Source organism: Cellulomonas cellasea, assembly GCF_030372105.1.
Classification (GTDB): Bacteria; Actinomycetota; Actinomycetes; order Actinomycetales; family Cellulomonadaceae; genus Cellulomonas_A; species Cellulomonas_A cellasea_A.
This window is the reverse complement of the sequence record NZ_JAUDBQ010000012.1, coordinates 120,569-136,642: the sequence shown is the minus strand read 5'-3', so window position 1 is coordinate 136,642 and position 16,074 is coordinate 120,569. Positions and strand designations below refer to the sequence as shown.

At 74.7% G+C, this 16,074-nt stretch carries 15 protein-coding genes and 1 pseudogene; 8 read left to right on the top strand and 8 right to left on the bottom strand.

From position 1 onward, the window contains the following. The 3 genes and pseudogenes from QUV83_RS12615 to QUV83_RS12605 form a co-directional block, all read right to left on the bottom strand. Nucleotides 1-303: pseudogene (locus QUV83_RS12615) on the bottom strand (hypothetical protein); the annotation flags it as partial. Between the two features lie 113 nt (nucleotides 304-416). Continuing rightward, a complete protein-coding gene (locus tag QUV83_RS12610) occupies nucleotides 417-1,256 on the bottom strand; it encodes a formate/nitrite transporter family protein (RefSeq protein WP_289564920.1) in 840 nt (279 codons plus the stop codon). Between the two features lie 60 nt (nucleotides 1,257-1,316). Continuing rightward, on the bottom strand, nucleotides 1,317-2,708 hold the full coding sequence (locus QUV83_RS12605) for an NAD-dependent malic enzyme (protein ID WP_289564918.1): 1,392 nt from the start codon (nucleotides 2,706-2,708) through the stop codon (nucleotides 1,317-1,319). A gap of 73 nt (nucleotides 2,709-2,781) precedes the next feature. Between QUV83_RS12605 and QUV83_RS12600 the strand changes: the two genes are divergently transcribed. Beyond that, entirely contained in the window at nucleotides 2,782-3,648 is an 867-nt protein-coding gene (locus tag QUV83_RS12600; RefSeq protein ID WP_289564916.1) for a Fic family protein, read from the top strand. Between the two features lie 341 nt (nucleotides 3,649-3,989). On the opposite strand, the gene QUV83_RS12595 is transcribed toward QUV83_RS12600, so the two are convergent. After that, complete coding sequence (locus tag QUV83_RS12595) at nucleotides 3,990-4,874, bottom strand: HAD family hydrolase (protein ID WP_289564915.1); 885 nt, start codon at nucleotides 4,872-4,874, stop codon at nucleotides 3,990-3,992. Between the two features lie 185 nt (nucleotides 4,875-5,059). Between QUV83_RS12595 and ssd the strand changes: the two genes are divergently transcribed. The 7 genes from ssd to QUV83_RS12560 all read left to right on the top strand — a co-directional run bounded on the left by ssd (nucleotide 5,060) and on the right by QUV83_RS12560 (nucleotide 9,657). Next, entirely contained in the window at nucleotides 5,060-5,821 is a 762-nt protein-coding gene (ssd, locus tag QUV83_RS12590; protein WP_289564913.1) for a septum site-determining protein Ssd, read from the top strand. Beyond that, nucleotides 5,818-7,041 carry a TadA family conjugal transfer-associated ATPase gene (locus QUV83_RS12585; RefSeq protein WP_289564911.1) on the top strand — a complete coding sequence of 408 codons (1,224 nt, stop codon included), beginning with the start codon at nucleotides 5,818-5,820 and terminating at the stop codon, nucleotides 7,039-7,041. The genes ssd and QUV83_RS12585 overlap by 4 nt, the downstream gene beginning before the upstream one ends. A gap of 140 nt (nucleotides 7,042-7,181) precedes the next feature. After that, entirely contained in the window at nucleotides 7,182-7,697 is a 516-nt protein-coding gene (locus QUV83_RS12580; RefSeq protein ID WP_289564909.1) for a type II secretion system F family protein, read from the top strand. Nucleotides 7,698-7,891: 194 nt separating this feature from the next. Then, nucleotides 7,892-8,305: a type II secretion system F family protein gene (locus tag QUV83_RS12575; protein WP_289564907.1), complete on the top strand. Its 414-nt coding sequence runs from the start codon at nucleotides 7,892-7,894 to the stop codon at nucleotides 8,303-8,305. A gap of 274 nt (nucleotides 8,306-8,579) precedes the next feature. Beyond that, nucleotides 8,580-8,897, top strand: coding sequence for a DUF4244 domain-containing protein (locus tag QUV83_RS12570; protein ID WP_289564906.1), 318 nt, complete (start codon nucleotides 8,580-8,582; stop codon nucleotides 8,895-8,897). Next, on the top strand, nucleotides 8,894-9,307 hold the full coding sequence (locus QUV83_RS12565; protein WP_289564905.1) for a TadE family type IV pilus minor pilin: 414 nt from the start codon (nucleotides 8,894-8,896) through the stop codon (nucleotides 9,305-9,307). The genes QUV83_RS12570 and QUV83_RS12565 overlap by 4 nt, the downstream gene beginning before the upstream one ends. After that, a complete protein-coding gene (locus tag QUV83_RS12560; RefSeq protein WP_289564904.1) occupies nucleotides 9,304-9,657 on the top strand; it encodes an Rv3654c family TadE-like protein in 354 nt (117 codons plus the stop codon). Before QUV83_RS12565 ends, QUV83_RS12560 begins: the two co-directional genes overlap by 4 nt. A gap of 32 nt (nucleotides 9,658-9,689) precedes the next feature. Here QUV83_RS12560 and QUV83_RS12555 read toward each other — a convergent pair whose 3' ends face one another. The 4 genes from QUV83_RS12555 to QUV83_RS12540 form a co-directional block, all read right to left on the bottom strand. Further along, complete coding sequence (locus tag QUV83_RS12555) at nucleotides 9,690-12,014, bottom strand: ABC transporter permease (protein WP_289564903.1); 2,325 nt, start codon at nucleotides 12,012-12,014, stop codon at nucleotides 9,690-9,692. Further along, nucleotides 12,011-12,694 (bottom strand): ABC transporter ATP-binding protein, encoded by a 684-nt coding sequence (locus QUV83_RS12550; protein ID WP_289564902.1) that lies wholly within the window; start codon nucleotides 12,692-12,694, stop codon nucleotides 12,011-12,013. The genes QUV83_RS12555 and QUV83_RS12550 overlap by 4 nt, the downstream gene beginning before the upstream one ends. A gap of 40 nt (nucleotides 12,695-12,734) precedes the next feature. Then, on the bottom strand, nucleotides 12,735-13,256 hold the full coding sequence (locus QUV83_RS12545; protein ID WP_289564901.1) for a PadR family transcriptional regulator: 522 nt from the start codon (nucleotides 13,254-13,256) through the stop codon (nucleotides 12,735-12,737). A gap of 76 nt (nucleotides 13,257-13,332) precedes the next feature. Further along, nucleotides 13,333-15,870 (bottom strand): DEAD/DEAH box helicase, encoded by a 2,538-nt coding sequence (locus QUV83_RS12540; protein WP_289564899.1) that lies wholly within the window; start codon nucleotides 15,868-15,870, stop codon nucleotides 13,333-13,335. Nucleotides 15,871-16,074: the final 204 nt, after the last annotated feature.

Genomic DNA, 16,074 nt, shown 5'->3' with positions numbered 1-16,074 from the left:
CAGGCAAAGGGCGGCATACAAGTTGGGGTAGCGTCGCGTGGGCTCGGAGATGGGTATAAGGGGAAGGGGCGGGGGCTGCTCGGCGTCGGGGTACGGCTGTGCGGCGGCGGGCGGCGGGGCCGTGTCGTGGGTGGGGGTGGTCTCGACCGGGTCGGTGGGCTGCGTCCCGCGCACGCCGCCGACAGTGGGCCAGGTCGGGCTCGCCGGCGCCGGCGGGCCCGTCGACTCGGTGGGCTCGGTCGGTTCGGTCCGCTCCGTCGGCTGCGGGGACGACGAGGGGTGGTCAGGGTCGGACGTGCTCATGGCCTGCTCCTTGGTCGCCGTGCGGGGCGCCAGGTCACGGCGCTGCCGTCAGGGCTCTCACCGTAGGGGCGAGGCGGTCCGCTCGCTCGTCCAGGCCGAAGCCGCAGGTCAGTTCAGCGTGCGTCGGCCATCACCGGGGCGTCGGCGCCGGCCGGGGCCGAGGTCGTCGCCTCGACGGGCGCCGGACGGCCCGCCGCGTAGACGTACGCCGCGCCGACGAGCAGCCCGCCGCCCACCAGGTTGCCGAGCCCGACGGCGCCCATGTTGCGCGCCAGCTCAAGCCACGTGGCATGCGGCAGGCCGCCCAGCAGCCCGAACGAGAGCGTGGTCATGTTCGCCACGACGTGCTCGAAGCCCGAGGTGATGAACACCATCACACAGGCGAAGATCAGCGTGATCTTCGCGCCCTCGGAGCGCAGCCGCGCCGCCGACCAGATGGCCAGGCAGACGAGCAGGTTGCACAGCACGCCGCGGAAGAACAGCTCCGTGGTCGTCTCGGCGGCCTTGTGCTCGATCATCGAGGCGATGGTGATGCCGGCGTTCGTCGACGGGCCCAGCGCGCCGGAGAAGTGCACCAGCGCCGCGAACGCCATCGCGCCCAGGAAGTTGCCGACCATGCAGAACAGCAGGGTCGCGGCGGCGCGGCCCCAGGTGATCGCCCGGCGCAGGGCGCCCTGCGTCAGGATCATCATCGCGGAGGTCGCGAGCTCGCCACCTGCCACCACGACGATGGTCAGCGCCACGCCGAACACGAGGCCCTGCACCAGTGGCGCCCACGGCGACCCCGCCACGGCGAGCGGGCCGCCGGCGGTGGTCATGATGACGACGCCGATGCCGATGTACGCGCCCGCCAGCATCGCGTGCACCAAGTACACGGCGGGGGTGCGGGTGAGCTGCGTCTTCTTGCGGGCCGCCGCGTCGTGCTGGTCGAGCGCCTCGGAGATGCTGAGCATGGTGCTAAGCCTGCGGGCTCCGAAGACGCTGTTCATGGGACGAAAGCCCACCCAGAGCCGTCACTGCGCCGCCCGGGCCGCCTGCTCGACGGCGGCCGCCACCACTGCCGTCACGTCAGGGTGGAAGACGCTTGGCACGATGTACGTCGGGTTCAGCTCCTCGTCGCGCACCACCGACGCGAGCGCCTGCGCGGCCGCCAGCAGCATCGACTCGGTGATCCGGTGGGACTGCGCGTCCAACAGCCCGCGGAACAGCCCCGGGAACGCGAGCACGTTGTTGATCTGGTTCGCGAAGTCCGAGCGCCCGGTGCCGACCACCGTCGCGTGCAGCGCCGCCACCTCGGGCTCGATCTCCGGGCGCGGGTTCGCCAGCGCGAACACGATCGAGTCCGCCGCCATCGTCGCCACATCGTCGCCGTCGATCACATCGGGGGCCGAGACGCCCACGAACACGTCGGCCCCGGCCAGCGCCGCGCGCAGCGTGCCCTCCACCCCGCGCGGGTTGGTGTGCGCGGCCGTCCACGCCAGCTCCGGCGTCAGGCCCGGGCGCGCGGAGTGCACCACGCCGTCGATATCCGCCACCACCACATCCCGCGCGCCCGCCGCGAGCAGCAGCTTGAGCACCGCGGTGCCCGCCGCGCCCGCCCCGGACAGCACGATCCGCACGTCGGGCAGCTTCTTCTCCACCACCCGCAGCGCGTTCGTCAACGCCGCCACCACCACGATCGCCGTGCCGTGCTGGTCGTCATGGAACACCGGGATGTCCAGCCGCTCCCGCAAGCGGCGCTCGATCTCGAAGCAGCGCGGCGCGGAGATGTCCTCCAGGTTGATGCCCGCGAAAACCGGCGCGATGGCGCACACCGTCTCGACGATCTGGTCGATGTCCGTGGTGTCCAGCGCGATGGGGAACGCGTCGATGTCCGCGAACCGCTTGAACAGCACCGCCTTGCCCTCCATCACCGGCAGCGCCGCGAGCGGGCCCAGGTTGCCCAGGCCCAGCACCGCTGTGCCGTCGGTGACGACAGCGACGGTGTTGCGCTTGATGGTCAGCCGTCGGGCGTCCTCTGGATGGGCCGCGATGGCCTCGCACACCCGCGCGACCCCGGGCGTGTAGGCCATCGACAGGTCGTCGCGGTTGCGCAGCGGCACCTTCGACTCCACCGACAGCTTGCCGCCCAGGTGCAGCAGGAACGTGCGGTCGCTGACCCGCTCCACGACGACCCCGTGCAGCATCCGCAACGCCTCGACGATGTCCGAGGCGTGCGCCTCGCCGCGCGTCGCGCACGTCACGTCCACGGTGATCCGCTCATGGCCCGAGGCGGTGACGTCGAGCGCCGTGACGATGCCGCCCTCGCGCTCGATCGCAGTGGTGAGCTCGCTGACCGCCGTCGGGCGGGCCTCCACCTGGAGGCGGGCGGTGATGGACGACGAGACGCTGGGCGCGGCAACCATGCCGCACAGTGTGGCCTGCGCCACGTCCAGGCGCCCACGCCGACACCCGGGCGCGCCGCCGTAGGGTGGGCGCGTGGCGCGAGCAGCAGCGGCGGAGACCGGTCCGGACCCCCTGGCAGGGATCGCGACGCTTCCCGGCGTCCCGCAGGCCGTGGAGGCGGCCCGGGTGGCCTGCGAGGAACTGCGCTGGCATGAGGCCTACCGCCGGCGCTGGCGTGGAGTGCGCGCCGAGGCGACAGTGCGCAGCGCGCGGGCCAGTGCCGCGCTCGACGGCGCCCGGGTGCCGCTCGACGTGATGCGCGCGATGGTCGTCGGCGCCGAGCCGGGCGGCGGGCATGAGCACCTGGCGGCCCTCGGCGCGCTACGGGCGGGCGCCCGTGTCGAAGGGCTGATGCCCGACCTCGGTGCGCGGGGCGCCGCCCGGGTGCCGCCCTTCGGGCAGCTCGTCGCCGGCCTGCACAGCGCTGCCGGCGCCGGATGGCTGGCCGATGACCTGCTGGGGCGCCTGCGCGTCGACCAGGCCCCGGAGGACCTGCGCGGGCTCGGGCCGGCGCCGACGGGCTCCGAGCTGGCGGCGCGCCTGAACCTGTTGGGCGACGTGGTGCGGACCACCGACGCGCCGGCGCTCGTCGTCGCGGCCGTCGTGCACGGGGAGCTGCTCACGTTGCGGCCATTCGCCGCCGGCAACGGCGTGGTGGCGCGCGCGATGGCCAGGCTGCTGCTCACCAGCCGCGGCCTCGACCCGACGGGGTCGGTGGTGCCCGAGGCCGCCTGGGCGCCAGCGGCGAACCCGTACCTCGCGGCGGCGGCGGGCTTCGCCACCGGCTCCCCCGAGGGTGTGGCCAGATGGGTGCAGGTGTGCGCGCAGGGCGTCGTGACGGGGGCCGGCGAGGCGCGCGACATCGCGGACGCGGTGCTGGCGGGGAAGCTGACGGCCTGAGGCCGCGGGCCGCGGCCGCGGCAGTGCGGCGGGCACGTGCGGGCGCCGCATTGCTTGCGGGCACCGAACAACGGCGCCCTCGCGGACGCCGTTGCCGAACGGACGACGTGGGAGGTATCAAGCGTGCACAGTGATTGCCGCTACGGGGCAAGCCCGGTCGACATGTCCGTACGGGGACAGATCGCGCGTGGGTTCCCTCACGTCATTCTGTTGTGATCCCTTGGTACTCCTGGTGACAGGCGGAGTTCAAGGGATGCGCCGCATTTGTGCGAGTTGTGAGCGCTCAGTGGTCACATCGCGGATTCGGCGTCCGGATGCCGGACTCACCGGCGATGTCGGACTCACCGGCGGCGTCGGGCCCTGACCACCAGCCGCCACGCCACCAACGCCGCCCCCAGCAGGGCGAGCGCGCCCGTCACCGCCACCGTCGAGCGGCCCGGCCTCAACAAGGCGTGCAGCGCGACCGGGCGGGTGAACGTCAGCACACCCCAGCCCTCCTGCGCCGCCAGCCTGCGCAGCGCCCGATCGGGGTTGACCGCGAAGGCGCGCCCCACCGCGCCCAGCATCGGGGCGTCAGTGATCGAGTCCGAGTAGGCGTAACTCGCCTCGAGGTCATAGCCGTGCCGGGCCGCGAGGTCGCGGATCGCGACCTCCTTCTGCGGGCCGTAGGCGTAGAAGTCGATCTCGCCGGTGTACCTGCCGTCAGCCACGCCCATCTGCGTGGCGATCACATGGTCGGCGCCGAGCAGCGCCGCGATGGGGCGCACCACCTCGCCACCTGACGCCGAGACGATCACGACATCCCGGCCCGCGGCATGGTGCTCCTCGATGAGCGCCACGGCCTCGGAGTACACCGCCGCGTCGATCGACTCATGGAGTGTCTCCTCCACGATCGACGACACCTGCGCGACGTCCCAGCCGGTGACCATGCGGGACAGCTCGCGGCGCAGGCGCTCCGTCTGATCGGCGTCGGCGGCGCCCACGAGGTAGAAGAACTGCGCGTACGCCGTGCGCAGCACCGCGCGCTTGGTCAGCAGGCCGCCCGCGAGGAAGGGCCGCGAGAACGCTGTGGCCGAGGACGTGGCGATGATCGTCTTGTCGAGGTCGAAGAACGCGGCGGCGCCGGGGCGCGGGGCGGAGCCGGTGCGCGGCGTAGACCCGGGGCGCGGGGCGGCGGCGCGTGCGGGCGTCGGCTTGTCGGCCGCGCCTGCTGGCTCCGTGACCATCGTTCCTCCCTCGACGCGGCCGAGCCTAGTGGGACGTGTCCCGCTGCGCCCCACCCCCAGGCGCGTGGCGGCCGCTGATCCCCACCAGGCCGCGGGGCCGGCGGGGAGGGTCGGCTCGTCGTCAGCCACAGTCGGATGGCGGCCCGTCGGGGTGAGTGGGCCACCGCCGACGGGAGGGGACAGCGATGCCATGGACCGGCGCGGTCGTGGGCGCCGGCGCCCGGGGCGGGGTGGGCATGGAGGGCCCGGGGCGCGGCGGCGGCGCGCTGGGCGTGGTGGGCGCCCGGGGCGGTGTCGGCGCCTCGACGTTGGCCGCCGCCCTCGCCCATCGACTCGCCCGCACCGCCCCCACCTGTCTAGTCGACCTCGAGGAGGCCGGCAGCGGGCTCGACGTCCTCGTGGGGCTCGAAGAGTCCGGCGGGCTGCGTTGGCCCGATCTGGCGGACGCCCGCGGCGTCGTCTCAGGCGCGGAGCTGACGGCGCTGCTGCCCCGGTGGGGTGGGTGCGCCGTGCTCAGCGCTGACCGCACGCGCCCAGGGCCCCCACCGGCTGACGCCGTCGCGGACGTGCTCACCGCCCTCGCCGAGCAGCACGCGCACCTCGTGCTCGACCTCGACCGCGCCGACGTGCTCGCCCGCGGGCCCGCGCTGTCGGCCTGCGGCACGGTGCTCGTCGTCGTCCCGCGCGACCTGCGGGGCGTCGCGGGCGCGCTGTCCCTGCGGCCCGCCCTGCTCGGCGCCGTGCCGGACGTGCGGCTCGTGGTGCGCGGCCCCGCCCCCGGAGGGCTCGGCACGCTCGAGCTCGCGCACGTCGTCGACCTCCCCATCGCCGCGAGCCTGGCGCCCGACCGGCGCCTGCCGGAGGCCCTCGAGAGAGGCGGCGGCCCGGCGCCACGGCGCGGGCCGCTCGCCCGCGCCGTCACCGCCCTGATCCGGGACCTGGGATGACGGCGCTGCAACGTGTCGCGCCGGCCCGCGCCGAGGGCGTGCGCGGCGGCCCGCCGGCCGGCCCCGTCGCGCGGGGGGCCGATCCGGTGCTGCTCGACGGGGTGCGCGCGCGATTGGCACGCCACGGCCCGCAGCCCACGGATGCGGACGTGACCGAGGCCGTGCGGTCCGCGGGCGCCGTGCTGGGCAGCCGGGCCCTCGCCGAGCTCGGCGCTGCCGTCCGGGCCGAGGTGCTGGGCGCCGGGCCGCTCCAGCCGTTGCTCGACGACCCGCACGTCACCGACGTGCTGGTCAACGCCCCCGACCAGGTGTGGGTGGAACGCGAGGGCCGGCTCGAACGGTCGGCCGTCGACCTGGGAACCCCCGAGCAGGTGCGCGACCTGGCCGTGCGGCTCGCCGCGGCCGGAGGGCAGCGCCTCGACGACGCCAGCCCCTCCGTCGACGCGCGGCTGCCCGACGGCGCCCGCCTCCACGCTGTGCTGCCCCCTGTCGCGGGCGGCTGCACCCTCATCTCGCTGCGGACCTTGCGCCGCCAGGCGTTCACCCTCGACGAGCTCGTCCGCGCTGGCAGCGTGGCGCCGGGGCTGGTCCCCGTGCTCCGGGCGCTCGTGGCCGAGCGCGCCAACTTCCTCGTCACGGGCGCCACCGGCACCGGCAAGACGACGCTGCTGTCCGCGCTGCTCTCGCTCGTCGCGCCCGATCAGCGGATCGTCTGCATCGAGGAATCCGGCGAGCTGGCGCCCGACCACCCGCACGTCGTCCGGCTGCTCGCCCGCGCCGCCAACATCGACGGCGCCGGAGCCGTCGGGCTCGCCGACCTCGTGCGCCAGGCGCTGCGTATGCGGCCCGACCGCATCGTGCTCGGCGAGTGTCGAGGCGCCGAGGTGCGCGACGTCCTCACCGCCCTCAACACCGGCCATGAGGGCGGGTGCGCGACCCTGCACGCGAACACCGCGGCAGACGTCCCCGCCCGGCTCGAAGCGCTCGCCGCACTCGCCGGGATGGGCAGGGAGTCCGTCGCCGCGCAGGCCGCGAGCGCGCTCGACGCGGTGGTCCACCTGCGCCGGGACGGCCCGCGCCGGCACATCGCCGAGGTCGCGGTGGTGCGGCGCGATCACGCGGGCGAGCTGGTCGTCGAGACAGCAGTGGACGTGACCCCGGGCGGGCTCCCAGTGCGCGGCGCGGGATGGGAGGCGCTCGCGCGCCGGTTGGGCGCATGAGCGCGACCGTGGGGGTCCTCGTCGCTGGCGCGCTCCTCGTCGGGGCCGGGCCGCGGGGCCGGGTTCTGCGCGGGCGCCCGCGGTCGATGCTGGCACTGGAGGTTGCGAGGTGGTGGAGACCCGCACGGCGACGGACGGGAGTGGCGCCCGATCTGGCCGAGGTGCTCGCGGCCACGAGCGCGGCCCTGCGATCGGGCAGTCCACCGGGTGAGGCATGGCGTCGCACGCTGGGGTCGCCGACCGGCCCGGACGGGCTGCCCGCCTGGGGCTCGCTCGTCGCGCTGGACCGGTCGCCCGGCGGCCAGGGCCGTCACGCCCGGGCGGTGCTCGCGGCGTGTCGGCTCGCACGAAGCCTGGGCGCACCCTTGGCTCCCGTCCTCGACCGGGTGGCCGAGGCGGTCGCCGCCGATGCCGAGCTGGACGCCGAACGGCGGGCGGCGCTCGCGGGCCCACGCTCCACGGCCGCCGTGCTGGGCTGGCTGCCAGTCCTGGGCCTGCTGCTGGGGTTCGCGCTGGGCGCGGATCCCGTCGAGGTGGTGCTCCGCGGGGGCCTCGGCGCCGCGTCAGCCCTGCTCGGCGGCGCGCTGTTGCTCCTGGGCCGCTGGTGGACGGCCCGGTTGCTTGCCCATGCGGCCTCAGCGGGGGACATCGGATGACACCAGTGGAGACAGGCGCGGCGGTCGCCGCTCTCCTCGGGCTGGCTGCGGTGTGCTGGCGGGCCCCGCCGTCGCGACGCCTCCGCGGGATCACACTCGGCGCCGCACGGGAAGGCCCACCCCACGCACGTGCGCGTGCTCGTGGTCCGGGAGGTCGGGGCGCCGATGTGGCGCGGGCGGATCCGGTCGACGTCGTGCTGGTGCTCGAACTGGTCGAGGTGGCCGTGGCGGCAGGCGTCGCGGTGCCGCGCGCATTGCAGGCGGTCGGAGAGGCCGTCGGCGGCGCCGAGGGCGACGCCCTGGGCCACGCCTCGGCGGCACTGGTGCTGGGCGCGTCGTGGGAAGCGGCCTGGGCCCGCGCCCCGGAACGGCTGGCCGTCGTGGCAGTCTGCCTGCGCCCGGCCTGGCTTGCCGGAGCCGCGCCGGGTGGGGCGCTGCGGGCCCAGGCGGCGACGCTCCGTCGAGGACGCCTGCGCGATGCGCGCGAGGCGGCTGGGCGCATGGGAGTGCATCTCGTCCTGCCGCTAGGGCTGTGCTTCCTGCCGGCGTTCGTGCTGCTCGGCCTGGTGCCGGTGATGCTCTCGCTCGCCGACGGGCTGCTTGGATGACCGGCGCACGAGTGATCCGCGGTGTCGCTGCCTGGGCGTCGACCCGGTTGACCGCCCACCCACAGTCGCGCCGTCTGAGGCTCCCGCCAGCAGCAGGTGACAGGGCGGACGCCCGCGGATCGCCCCGTCGTCCAACGTGGCGCAGAGCGGCCCCGGACGGCGGGATCGCTGGGAGGGGTTCGCGATGACGGAGACGACCGGGACGGCTGGGGTGGCACGGGTGGCTGAGACCGCAGAGGCGGCTGAGATGACAGGGGTGACAGAGATGGCGGGGATGGCTGAGACGACAGGGGTGACAGAGATGGCGGGGATGGCTGAGACGGCGGGGATCGGTGACATGGCGGAGGTGGCGCACACGGCGCCGGCGGCGCATACGCACTGGCCAAGGCGGGTGCTCGTGCGGGTGCGGGGGATCAGCGGCGCGGTGGCGCGCCGCGTCGCCGCCGGCGGGGATCGAGGCATGGCGACGGCGGAGTACGCCATCGCGACGATCGCCGCCGTGGGCTTCGCCGGGCTGCTGATCGTGGTGCTGCGCAGCGGCGAGGTGCGAGGGCTGCTCCTGGGCATCATCCGTGGGGCGCTCTCGACATGACCGCCGGGGCGGCTGGCCGTGAGGGCGCTGGCGCTGGCGGGGGTCAGGGCAGGGGCAGGCAGCGGGCGGAGCACGAGGGCGAGAGGGGCAGCGTCACGGCAGAGCTGGCCGTCGCCCTGCCGGCCGTCGCGGTGCTCCTGACCGCTGTCCTGGTTCTCACCGCCGCCGCGACGACGCAGCTCCGATGTGCTGACGCGGCCCGCGCGGGCGCCCGGTCCGCAGCGCTGGGCGAGGGGCATGCGGTGGTGGTCGCCCAGGCCGCCCGGGTCGCTGGACCGGGCTCCGCCGTGGAGGTCGCGCACGACGGGGAGTGGGTGACGGTGACGGTGCGCAGCGCGGCGACCGCCGGGGCGCTGAGCGTCGCGCCCGTGCGGGTCAGTGGCAAGGCGACGGCCCGGGTCGAGCCGTGAGCGGGGATGAGGGGTCGGGGACGGTGCTCGCGTTGGGGCTGGTCGCGGTGGTGCTGACGGTGATGCTGGCGCTCGGGCTGCTGGTCGGGGCCCAGTCGGGCCGCTCGCGGGCGCAGACCGCCGCCGACCTGTCCGCGCTCGCGGGCGCCGAGCTGCTGCGCGGCGGGGATGGCCCGGCGCAGGTCGAGCGGGCCTGTGAGATCGCCGGGGAGGTTGCACGGCGCAACGGCGGCGAGCTGCGTGACTGTCGGCCGGACGGCGGCCGGGTGCTGGCGGTGTCAGTGGCCCGCCAGACGTCCGCGGGGGAGGCCCTCGCTGTGGCGCGCGCGGGACCGGCGGCGGCGCGATGAGCCGTCGCCGGTCCCGTGACGCTGATCAGGCGTCACTCGCTGCGCAGGCCTCCTGCCCGGGTCAGCCGCCACAGCAGCGGCAGGCTGGCCGCTGTGGTCACCAGTGCCACGAGCGCCGCGGTCCCGGTGGTGGCGCCGATCCCGAGCCAGTCGAACTGGACGGGGGTCCCGGCAGCGGTCTGCAGGATCGCGGCGAGCGCGGTGCCGGTGATGACCGCCATGACGAGCCCCAGCACCATCGGGATGGCGATCTGCCACAGGATCGACCAGCCCAGGGTGCGCCGGCGGGTGCCGAACGCGAGCAGGACGGCGAGCAGTTGCCGCCGTTCCCGCAACTGCTCGACGATGTTGACCAGCATGCTGGCGCCGATGATCACCAGCAGTGCGCCGGTCGCGACGAGCAGCAGTTGCCTGACGGTCTCCGCAGCCCGGGTCATCAACTCGTCCCCGGACGTCACATGGGCGCTCGGGTCCAGGCGGGAGACGGCGGTGCGGAGATGATCCACCGCGTCGGGCGTCGACGGGTCGAGGGCGACGCGCAGATCGGCGGCAGTCGTCCCGCGGTCGAGGTCGATCCCGGCCAGCGCTCCAGGCGTGACGAGCATCTCGATGTAGCCGAACTCGCCGCCGGGGAACCGGTGGATCGAGGCGGGCATCGTCCACTCCTGCTGCTCGCCATCCCTGGCGTCGCCGAGCAGATGCACGCTGCCGGCCTCCGGAACGGGAATCCCCTGTTCGGCGGCGACGAACACGTCACCGTCGGTGCAGGCGTCGATCTCGGAGCCGATCAGCAGGGTGGCGCAGTCGCCCACCTGCAGGGAGACCACCGGGGAGTCCCCCTGAGTGGACTCGACGGAGACCCAAGTGAGAGTGCCCACCTCGCTGACGCCCGGAGCCTGCTCGAGGGTGGTGATCCACCGTGGGTCGGTGCTCGCGTCATACACCTCGGCGGTGTCCGCACCGGAGTCGTCGCCGATCTCGGCGGTCCACGCGGCAGTCATCCCGTGCATGGCGATGAGGCCGGTGACGGCGACGGCGACACCGGAGACGGAACGCACAGCGGTGCCGCTGTCGAGCTGGAGGCGGCGCACGGCGAGCTGCCAGGCGACGGGGCCGGCGCCCATGCGGCGGACCACCGCCTCCACGAGCCACGGCAGCAGCACGGCCATGCCGACGAGCAGGACGACGACGCCCGCCACGATGGCGGGGGCGTTCGCGCTGACGGCGTCCCCGCCCGAGCGGAGGGGGCTCAGCAGGGCCAGGCCACCGATGAGCAGCACGAGCCGCCACCAGAGCCGGCGCCGCCGGATCGCTGCGCGGCGCACGACGCCGAGTGGCTCGACGACCACCCGCTGCATCGCCGAGATGGTGACCAGCACTGCCGCGAGCGGGACGAGCACCACGACGAGCGCGGCGAGGACAGGCGTCGGCTGGAAATCGGCCGGGTAGAAGCTGAGGTCGGCCGGGACCAGGCGATGAGCGATCTGCCGGAGTCCCACGAAGAGGAGGCCGCCCAGGCCGAGTCCGAGCACTGCGCCGGCGAGGGTCTCACCAGCGGCGATCCGTCGGGTCATGGCGGTGTCGGCGCCCACGAGCCGCAGCGCCGCGAGCCGGCGGTCGCGCGCCTCCCCGCCGAAGCGGACGGCAGTCGACACGAAGATCGCCACAGGCGCCAGCAAGAGCGCCAGCCCGACCGCGCCGAGGAGCTGCCCGGTGGGATCCGAGTGCGAGGAACCCGTCCCCGACGCGCCGAAGCCGGTGACGCGCATTGCGAAGTCGCTGTTGACCTGTTCGACGCCCAGGTAGTAGGTGAGCTCTTCGGGACCTGCCAGGCCGGAGGGCCCGATCTCGCCGGTCACCTGGTCGCTCCACCTGCCGCGCAGCGGGGCGCCCTCGTCGGACTCCATCAACCTGGCGAGGGCGGGCGACACCACCAGGTCGCCGGGCGCCAGCGCCTGGCTGACGCCGGGAGGCCGGACGGGGTCGCTGCCCTCGGCCTGGATCACCAGGCCCTCGATCGCCCGATCGCGGAAGTCGGAGCGCACGTGGTCGACCAGGATCGACTGCTCGGTCGCGGGCGGCGCGTCGTCGCCTGCCGCCCATATCCCGTCGGCCTGGCGGTCGGCGATCCGGTCGCTGCGCGCTCCCATCACCGCCGGGATCGTCGTGGCGACGAGCAGCATCGTGACGCCGATCCCGATGCCGGTGGAGATCAGGGCGAGCCGGGTCCAGCCGGAGGCTCCGCCCCCGATGCTGAGCCGGATGCCGAGGGCCAGGTCCGCGGCCCATCGCCTCGGGCCGACGCGGCGCCGCGGCCTGGTGGTCGGCGGGGCGGCAGGGGGCGCCGTGGTGGTCATCGCACGGGCTCCTGCTCGCGCACGCGGCCGTCGCGGACCACTGCCTCGCGGTCGGAGTAGGCGGCGACCCGTGCCTCATGGGTCACCAGCACGACGGCCGCGCCGGTGTCGCGGGCGGCGGCGATGAGCAGCTGCATCACCCGCTCCCCGTTGAGCGAGTCCAGGGCGCCGGTCGGCTCGTCGGCGAAGACGACGCGCGGGCTCGTGACCAGCGCCCGTGCGACGGCGACGCGCTGCCCCTGGCCGCCTGATGCCTGGCCGGGCCGCTTGTCCGCGACATCGGTGACCTCGAGGCGTTGCAGCCAGTCCCTGGCGGTCCGTTCGGCGGCGCGCCGCGACGTTCCGGCCAGGCGCAGCGGCAGCGCCACGTTCTCGAGGCAGGTCAACTCGGGGACGAGCTGCCCGAACTGGAACACGAAGCCGAACTCCTCGCGCCGCAGGGCGCTGCGCTCGACGTCGGGCATCTGCGACAGGAGGCGCCCGTCGTAGGTCACATGGCCGGAGTCCGGGGTGAGGATCCCGGCGAGGCAGTGCAGCAGTGTGGACTTGCCGGAGCCCGAGGGGCCCATCAGGGCGACCACCTCACCGGCGTAGACCTGCAGGGAGGCGTCGTTCAAAGCCTGGGTCTCGCCGAACCTCAGGTGCAGGCCGTCGGCGGTCAAGAGCGGTGCGTCGAGCATCGTGCCCCCTGGTGGGTGTCGAGCGGTGGAGTGGGCCGGGTCAGGGCGTGACGTGGGTGGCGAGTTGGTCGAGTCGGGCCGCGGTGAGCTCGAGCCACCGGAGGTCGGCCTCGAGGTGGAAGAGGGCGTGGTCGCAGATGAGCTGGTCGGCCAGGTCGCCCTCGCTCTTGCGCCGGGTCAGCTCGCGCATGGACCGCAGGTGTTCGGCCCGCTGGGTGTCGAGCACGTCTGTCGCGTCACGGCCGGTGAGCAGCGCCAGGACGACCTTGGCGTAGAGGGTGCTCTGCAGGTACGGCTCGGGCTTCTCGGGCTCGCCGAGCCAGGCGGCGACGTCGCTGACCCCGGCCGAGGTGATGGCGTAGCGCTTGCGCTCGGGCCCGTCTCCCGGCTCCGACTCGACCTCGACGAGGCCGTTCTTGAGCAGGCGCGCGAGCGTCGAGTAGACCTGGCCGTAGTGCAGCGGGCGGTCGTGGCCGAAGCGCTCGTCGTAGGCGCGCTTCAAGTCGTATCCATGGCGAGGGCCGGATTGCAGGAGGCCGAGGAGCGTGAGTCCGACTGACATGACCGCCACTATACACACGAGGTATACACCGTGTGTATAGCGCGCTAGGAAGTGCCCCGACGAGATGCGATCGGGGTCAGCGCGGCGCGTGCGCGAGGACGGCGTCGAGCAGCCGGACGGCGGCGGCCTTCTCTAGCGGGTTGTTCGCGTTGCCGCACTTGGGCGACTGCACGCACGCCGGGCAGCCGTGCGCGCACCGGCAGGTGGCGATGGCCTCCCGGGTGGCGCGCAGCCACGTCTCGGCCAGCTCGTACCCGCGCTCGGCGAAGCCAGCGCCGCCGGGGTAGGCGTCATGCACGAAGACCGTCGCCTGCTCGGTGTCGACGTGCAGGGCAGTGGAGACCCCGCCCAGGTCCCAGCGGTCACAGGTCGCCAACAGGGGGAGCAGGCCGATCGACGCGTGCTCGGCGGCGTGCAGCGCGCCGGGCGCGGTCTCGGCGGTGACGCCGGCGGCCTCCAGCACCTCGGCGGGCGCCGTCCACCACACCGAGGACGTCTGCAGGGTGCGGGCCGGCAGGTCGAGCACCTCGGTGCCGAGAGGCTGCATGTCGGGGATGCGCTTGCGCTGGTAGCTGACCACCTGGGTCGTGACGTCGACGGCCCCGAAGCCCCACGCCACCGGCCCCCACTGCCGCTCCTGGTCCACGGAGCGGATCTCGGTGGTGGTGACCCACTTCGCCCAGGTGCCGTAGTCGACATCTCGTCGCGAGACCAGTGCCACGGAGTCGGCGAGGTGCAGCTCGTCCACCACGAACGTCGCGCCCTGGTGCACGTAGACGGCGCCGGGGTGCACGGTGGAGTCGGCGGCGGCCGCGTCGACGGTGCCGAGCATGCGACCCGTGGACAGCTCCACGACCCGCACGGGGTCGCCGCCGGAGCCGCGCAGGTCGGTGAGCCGGGCGGCCGACTCGTTGTGGGTCCAGTACCAGCCGGACGCGCGGCGGCGCAGCGCCCCTCGGGCCACCAGGGAGTCCAGCAGCTCGCGGGAGCGGGGTCCGAACAGCGGGAGGTCCTCCTCGCGCAGCGGCAGCTCGGCGGCGGCGGCGCACAGGTGCGGCGCGAGGACGTAGGGGTTCGCGGGGTCGAACACCGTAGCCTCGACGGGGGTGTCGAAGATCGCCTCGGGGTGGTGGACCAGGTAGGTGTCGAGCGGGTCCTCCCGCGCGATGAGCGCGACGAGCCCCTCGGCCCCCGCGCGCCCGGCCCGGCCGGCCTGCTGCCACATCGAGACGCGGGTCCCGGGCCAGCCGGAGATGAGCACGACGTCCAGCCCGGAGATGTCCACGCCCAGTTCCAGGGCGTTGGTCGTGGCCAGCGCGCGGAGCCTGCCGTCCCGGATCGCCTGCTCCAGCGCGCGGCGCTCCTCCGGCAGGTATCCGCCACGGTAGGCCGCGACCACGCCGCGCAGGCCCGGGTCCACCGCGTCCAGGTGCTCCTGCGCGATGGTCGCCACCGACTCGGCCGACCGGCGGGAGCGCGTGAACGCGAGCGTCCGGGCGCCTGCGGCGGTGAGGTCGGCGAGCAGGTCGGCGGTCTCGACGGTGGCCGATCGGCGGGGGCGGTCCGGCTCCTCTGCGACCTGGTGCTGGCCGGTGCCGACCGGGCCGGAGCCCTCGGGCCCAGGAGCGTCCGGGACGTCCACGGGCAGTGGCGTGGCCCACGGGTCGTCCTCGGGCACGAGGTCCGACCAGGGGCCGCCGACGCCGGGCAGCTCGGGCGGCTGCCACAACGCGAAGGTCTTGCGCCCGGCAGGAGAGGTGTCGTGGGTGACCGCCACGATCTCGCGGCCGTCCGCGCCGACCAGCCGGGCGGCGCTCGCGGCCGGGTCGGAGGTGGTGGCCGACGCGAGCAGGAACACCGGCCCCGGGCCCGACGGCCGCCGGGCGGCGCCGGAGTCGCCAGGCAGGCGCGGGGCCTGCGGCGCGTACGACGCGCTGACGCGGTGCAGCCGGCGGAGCACGGCGGAGACGTGCGCGCCGAACACCCCGCGGAAGGCATGGCACTCGTCGACCACCACATAGCGCAGCGACCCGAGGAACCGCGCCCAGCGGCGGTGGTTCGGCAGCAGCGCGAAGTGCAGGAAGTCCGGGTTGGTCAGGACGACGTCGGCGTGCTCCTGCACCCATCGGCGCTCATCGCGTCCCGTGTCCCCGTCGCACGTCGCAACACGAACATCGCGGACCCCGGAGGCGGTGAGCACGCGCTGCACCGAGCCGAGCTGGTCGGCGGCGAGGGCCTTGGTGGGGGACAGGTAGAGCACCGACCCACGGCGGGCGACCGACTCGATACGCCCGGGGTCGAGCGTCCCGGCGGCGACGTCGGCCCGCACGGAGGTGAGCGACGGCAGCCAGAATGCGAGGGACTTGCCGGAGCCGGTGGACGTCGCCAGGACGGTGTGGCGCCCCGACCATGCCGCGTCGGCGGCCTCGACCTGGTGCCGCCACGGGCGCTCGACGCCCAGCGCACGGTAGCCGCGCACCAGGTCGGCGTCCGCCCACGCGGGCCAGTCCGCCTGCTCGCCCGCCCGCTCGGGCAGGTGGCGCAGATGCGTCAGCCGGTCGCTGCGGCGGCCCCCCGCGAGCAGCACGTCGAGCAGCTCGCCGGTCTGGACCATGGCGCCCATCCTCCCACCCGCGACTGGGCCTCCCGGGCGGCCGAACGGGGTGGCGCGCGGGTGTCGGCGCAGGCCCGTGGAACGACACGCCGAGCGATCGGAGGAATGTGCGGGGCATGTGCGCGGCTCACGCCGCACGCGGCCCCCGAGGCCGGGACTTAGGTCCCCCCTGGCGGAGGGTGGGCCGCCCAAAGATGGCACATC

What these genes read in the sequence shown, in the direction of transcription:
- QUV83_RS12610 (WP_289564920.1), bottom strand. Translation starts at nt 1,256, where the DNA reads ATGCTCAGCATCTCCGAGGCGCTCGACCAGCACGACGCGGCGGCCCGC.
- QUV83_RS12605 (WP_289564918.1), bottom strand. Translation starts at nt 2,708, where the DNA reads ATGGTTGCCGCGCCCAGCGTCTCGTCGTCCATCACCGCCCGCCTCCAG.
- QUV83_RS12595 (WP_289564915.1), bottom strand. Translation starts at nt 4,874, where the DNA reads ATGGTCACGGAGCCAGCAGGCGCGGCCGACAAGCCGACGCCCGCACGC.
- ssd (WP_289564913.1), top strand. Translation starts at nt 5,060, where the DNA reads ATGCCATGGACCGGCGCGGTCGTGGGCGCCGGCGCCCGGGGCGGGGTG.
- QUV83_RS12585 (WP_289564911.1), top strand. Translation starts at nt 5,818, where the DNA reads ATGACGGCGCTGCAACGTGTCGCGCCGGCCCGCGCCGAGGGCGTGCGC.
- QUV83_RS12570 (WP_289564906.1), top strand. Translation starts at nt 8,580, where the DNA reads ATGGCTGAGACGACAGGGGTGACAGAGATGGCGGGGATGGCTGAGACG.
- QUV83_RS12565 (WP_289564905.1), top strand. Translation starts at nt 8,894, where the DNA reads ATGACCGCCGGGGCGGCTGGCCGTGAGGGCGCTGGCGCTGGCGGGGGT.
- QUV83_RS12555 (WP_289564903.1), bottom strand. Translation starts at nt 12,014, where the DNA reads ATGACCACCACGGCGCCCCCTGCCGCCCCGCCGACCACCAGGCCGCGG.
- QUV83_RS12550 (WP_289564902.1), bottom strand. Translation starts at nt 12,694, where the DNA reads ATGCTCGACGCACCGCTCTTGACCGCCGACGGCCTGCACCTGAGGTTC.
- QUV83_RS12545 (WP_289564901.1), bottom strand. Translation starts at nt 13,256, where the DNA reads ATGTCAGTCGGACTCACGCTCCTCGGCCTCCTGCAATCCGGCCCTCGC.
- QUV83_RS12540 (WP_289564899.1), bottom strand. Translation starts at nt 15,870, where the DNA reads ATGGTCCAGACCGGCGAGCTGCTCGACGTGCTGCTCGCGGGGGGCCGC.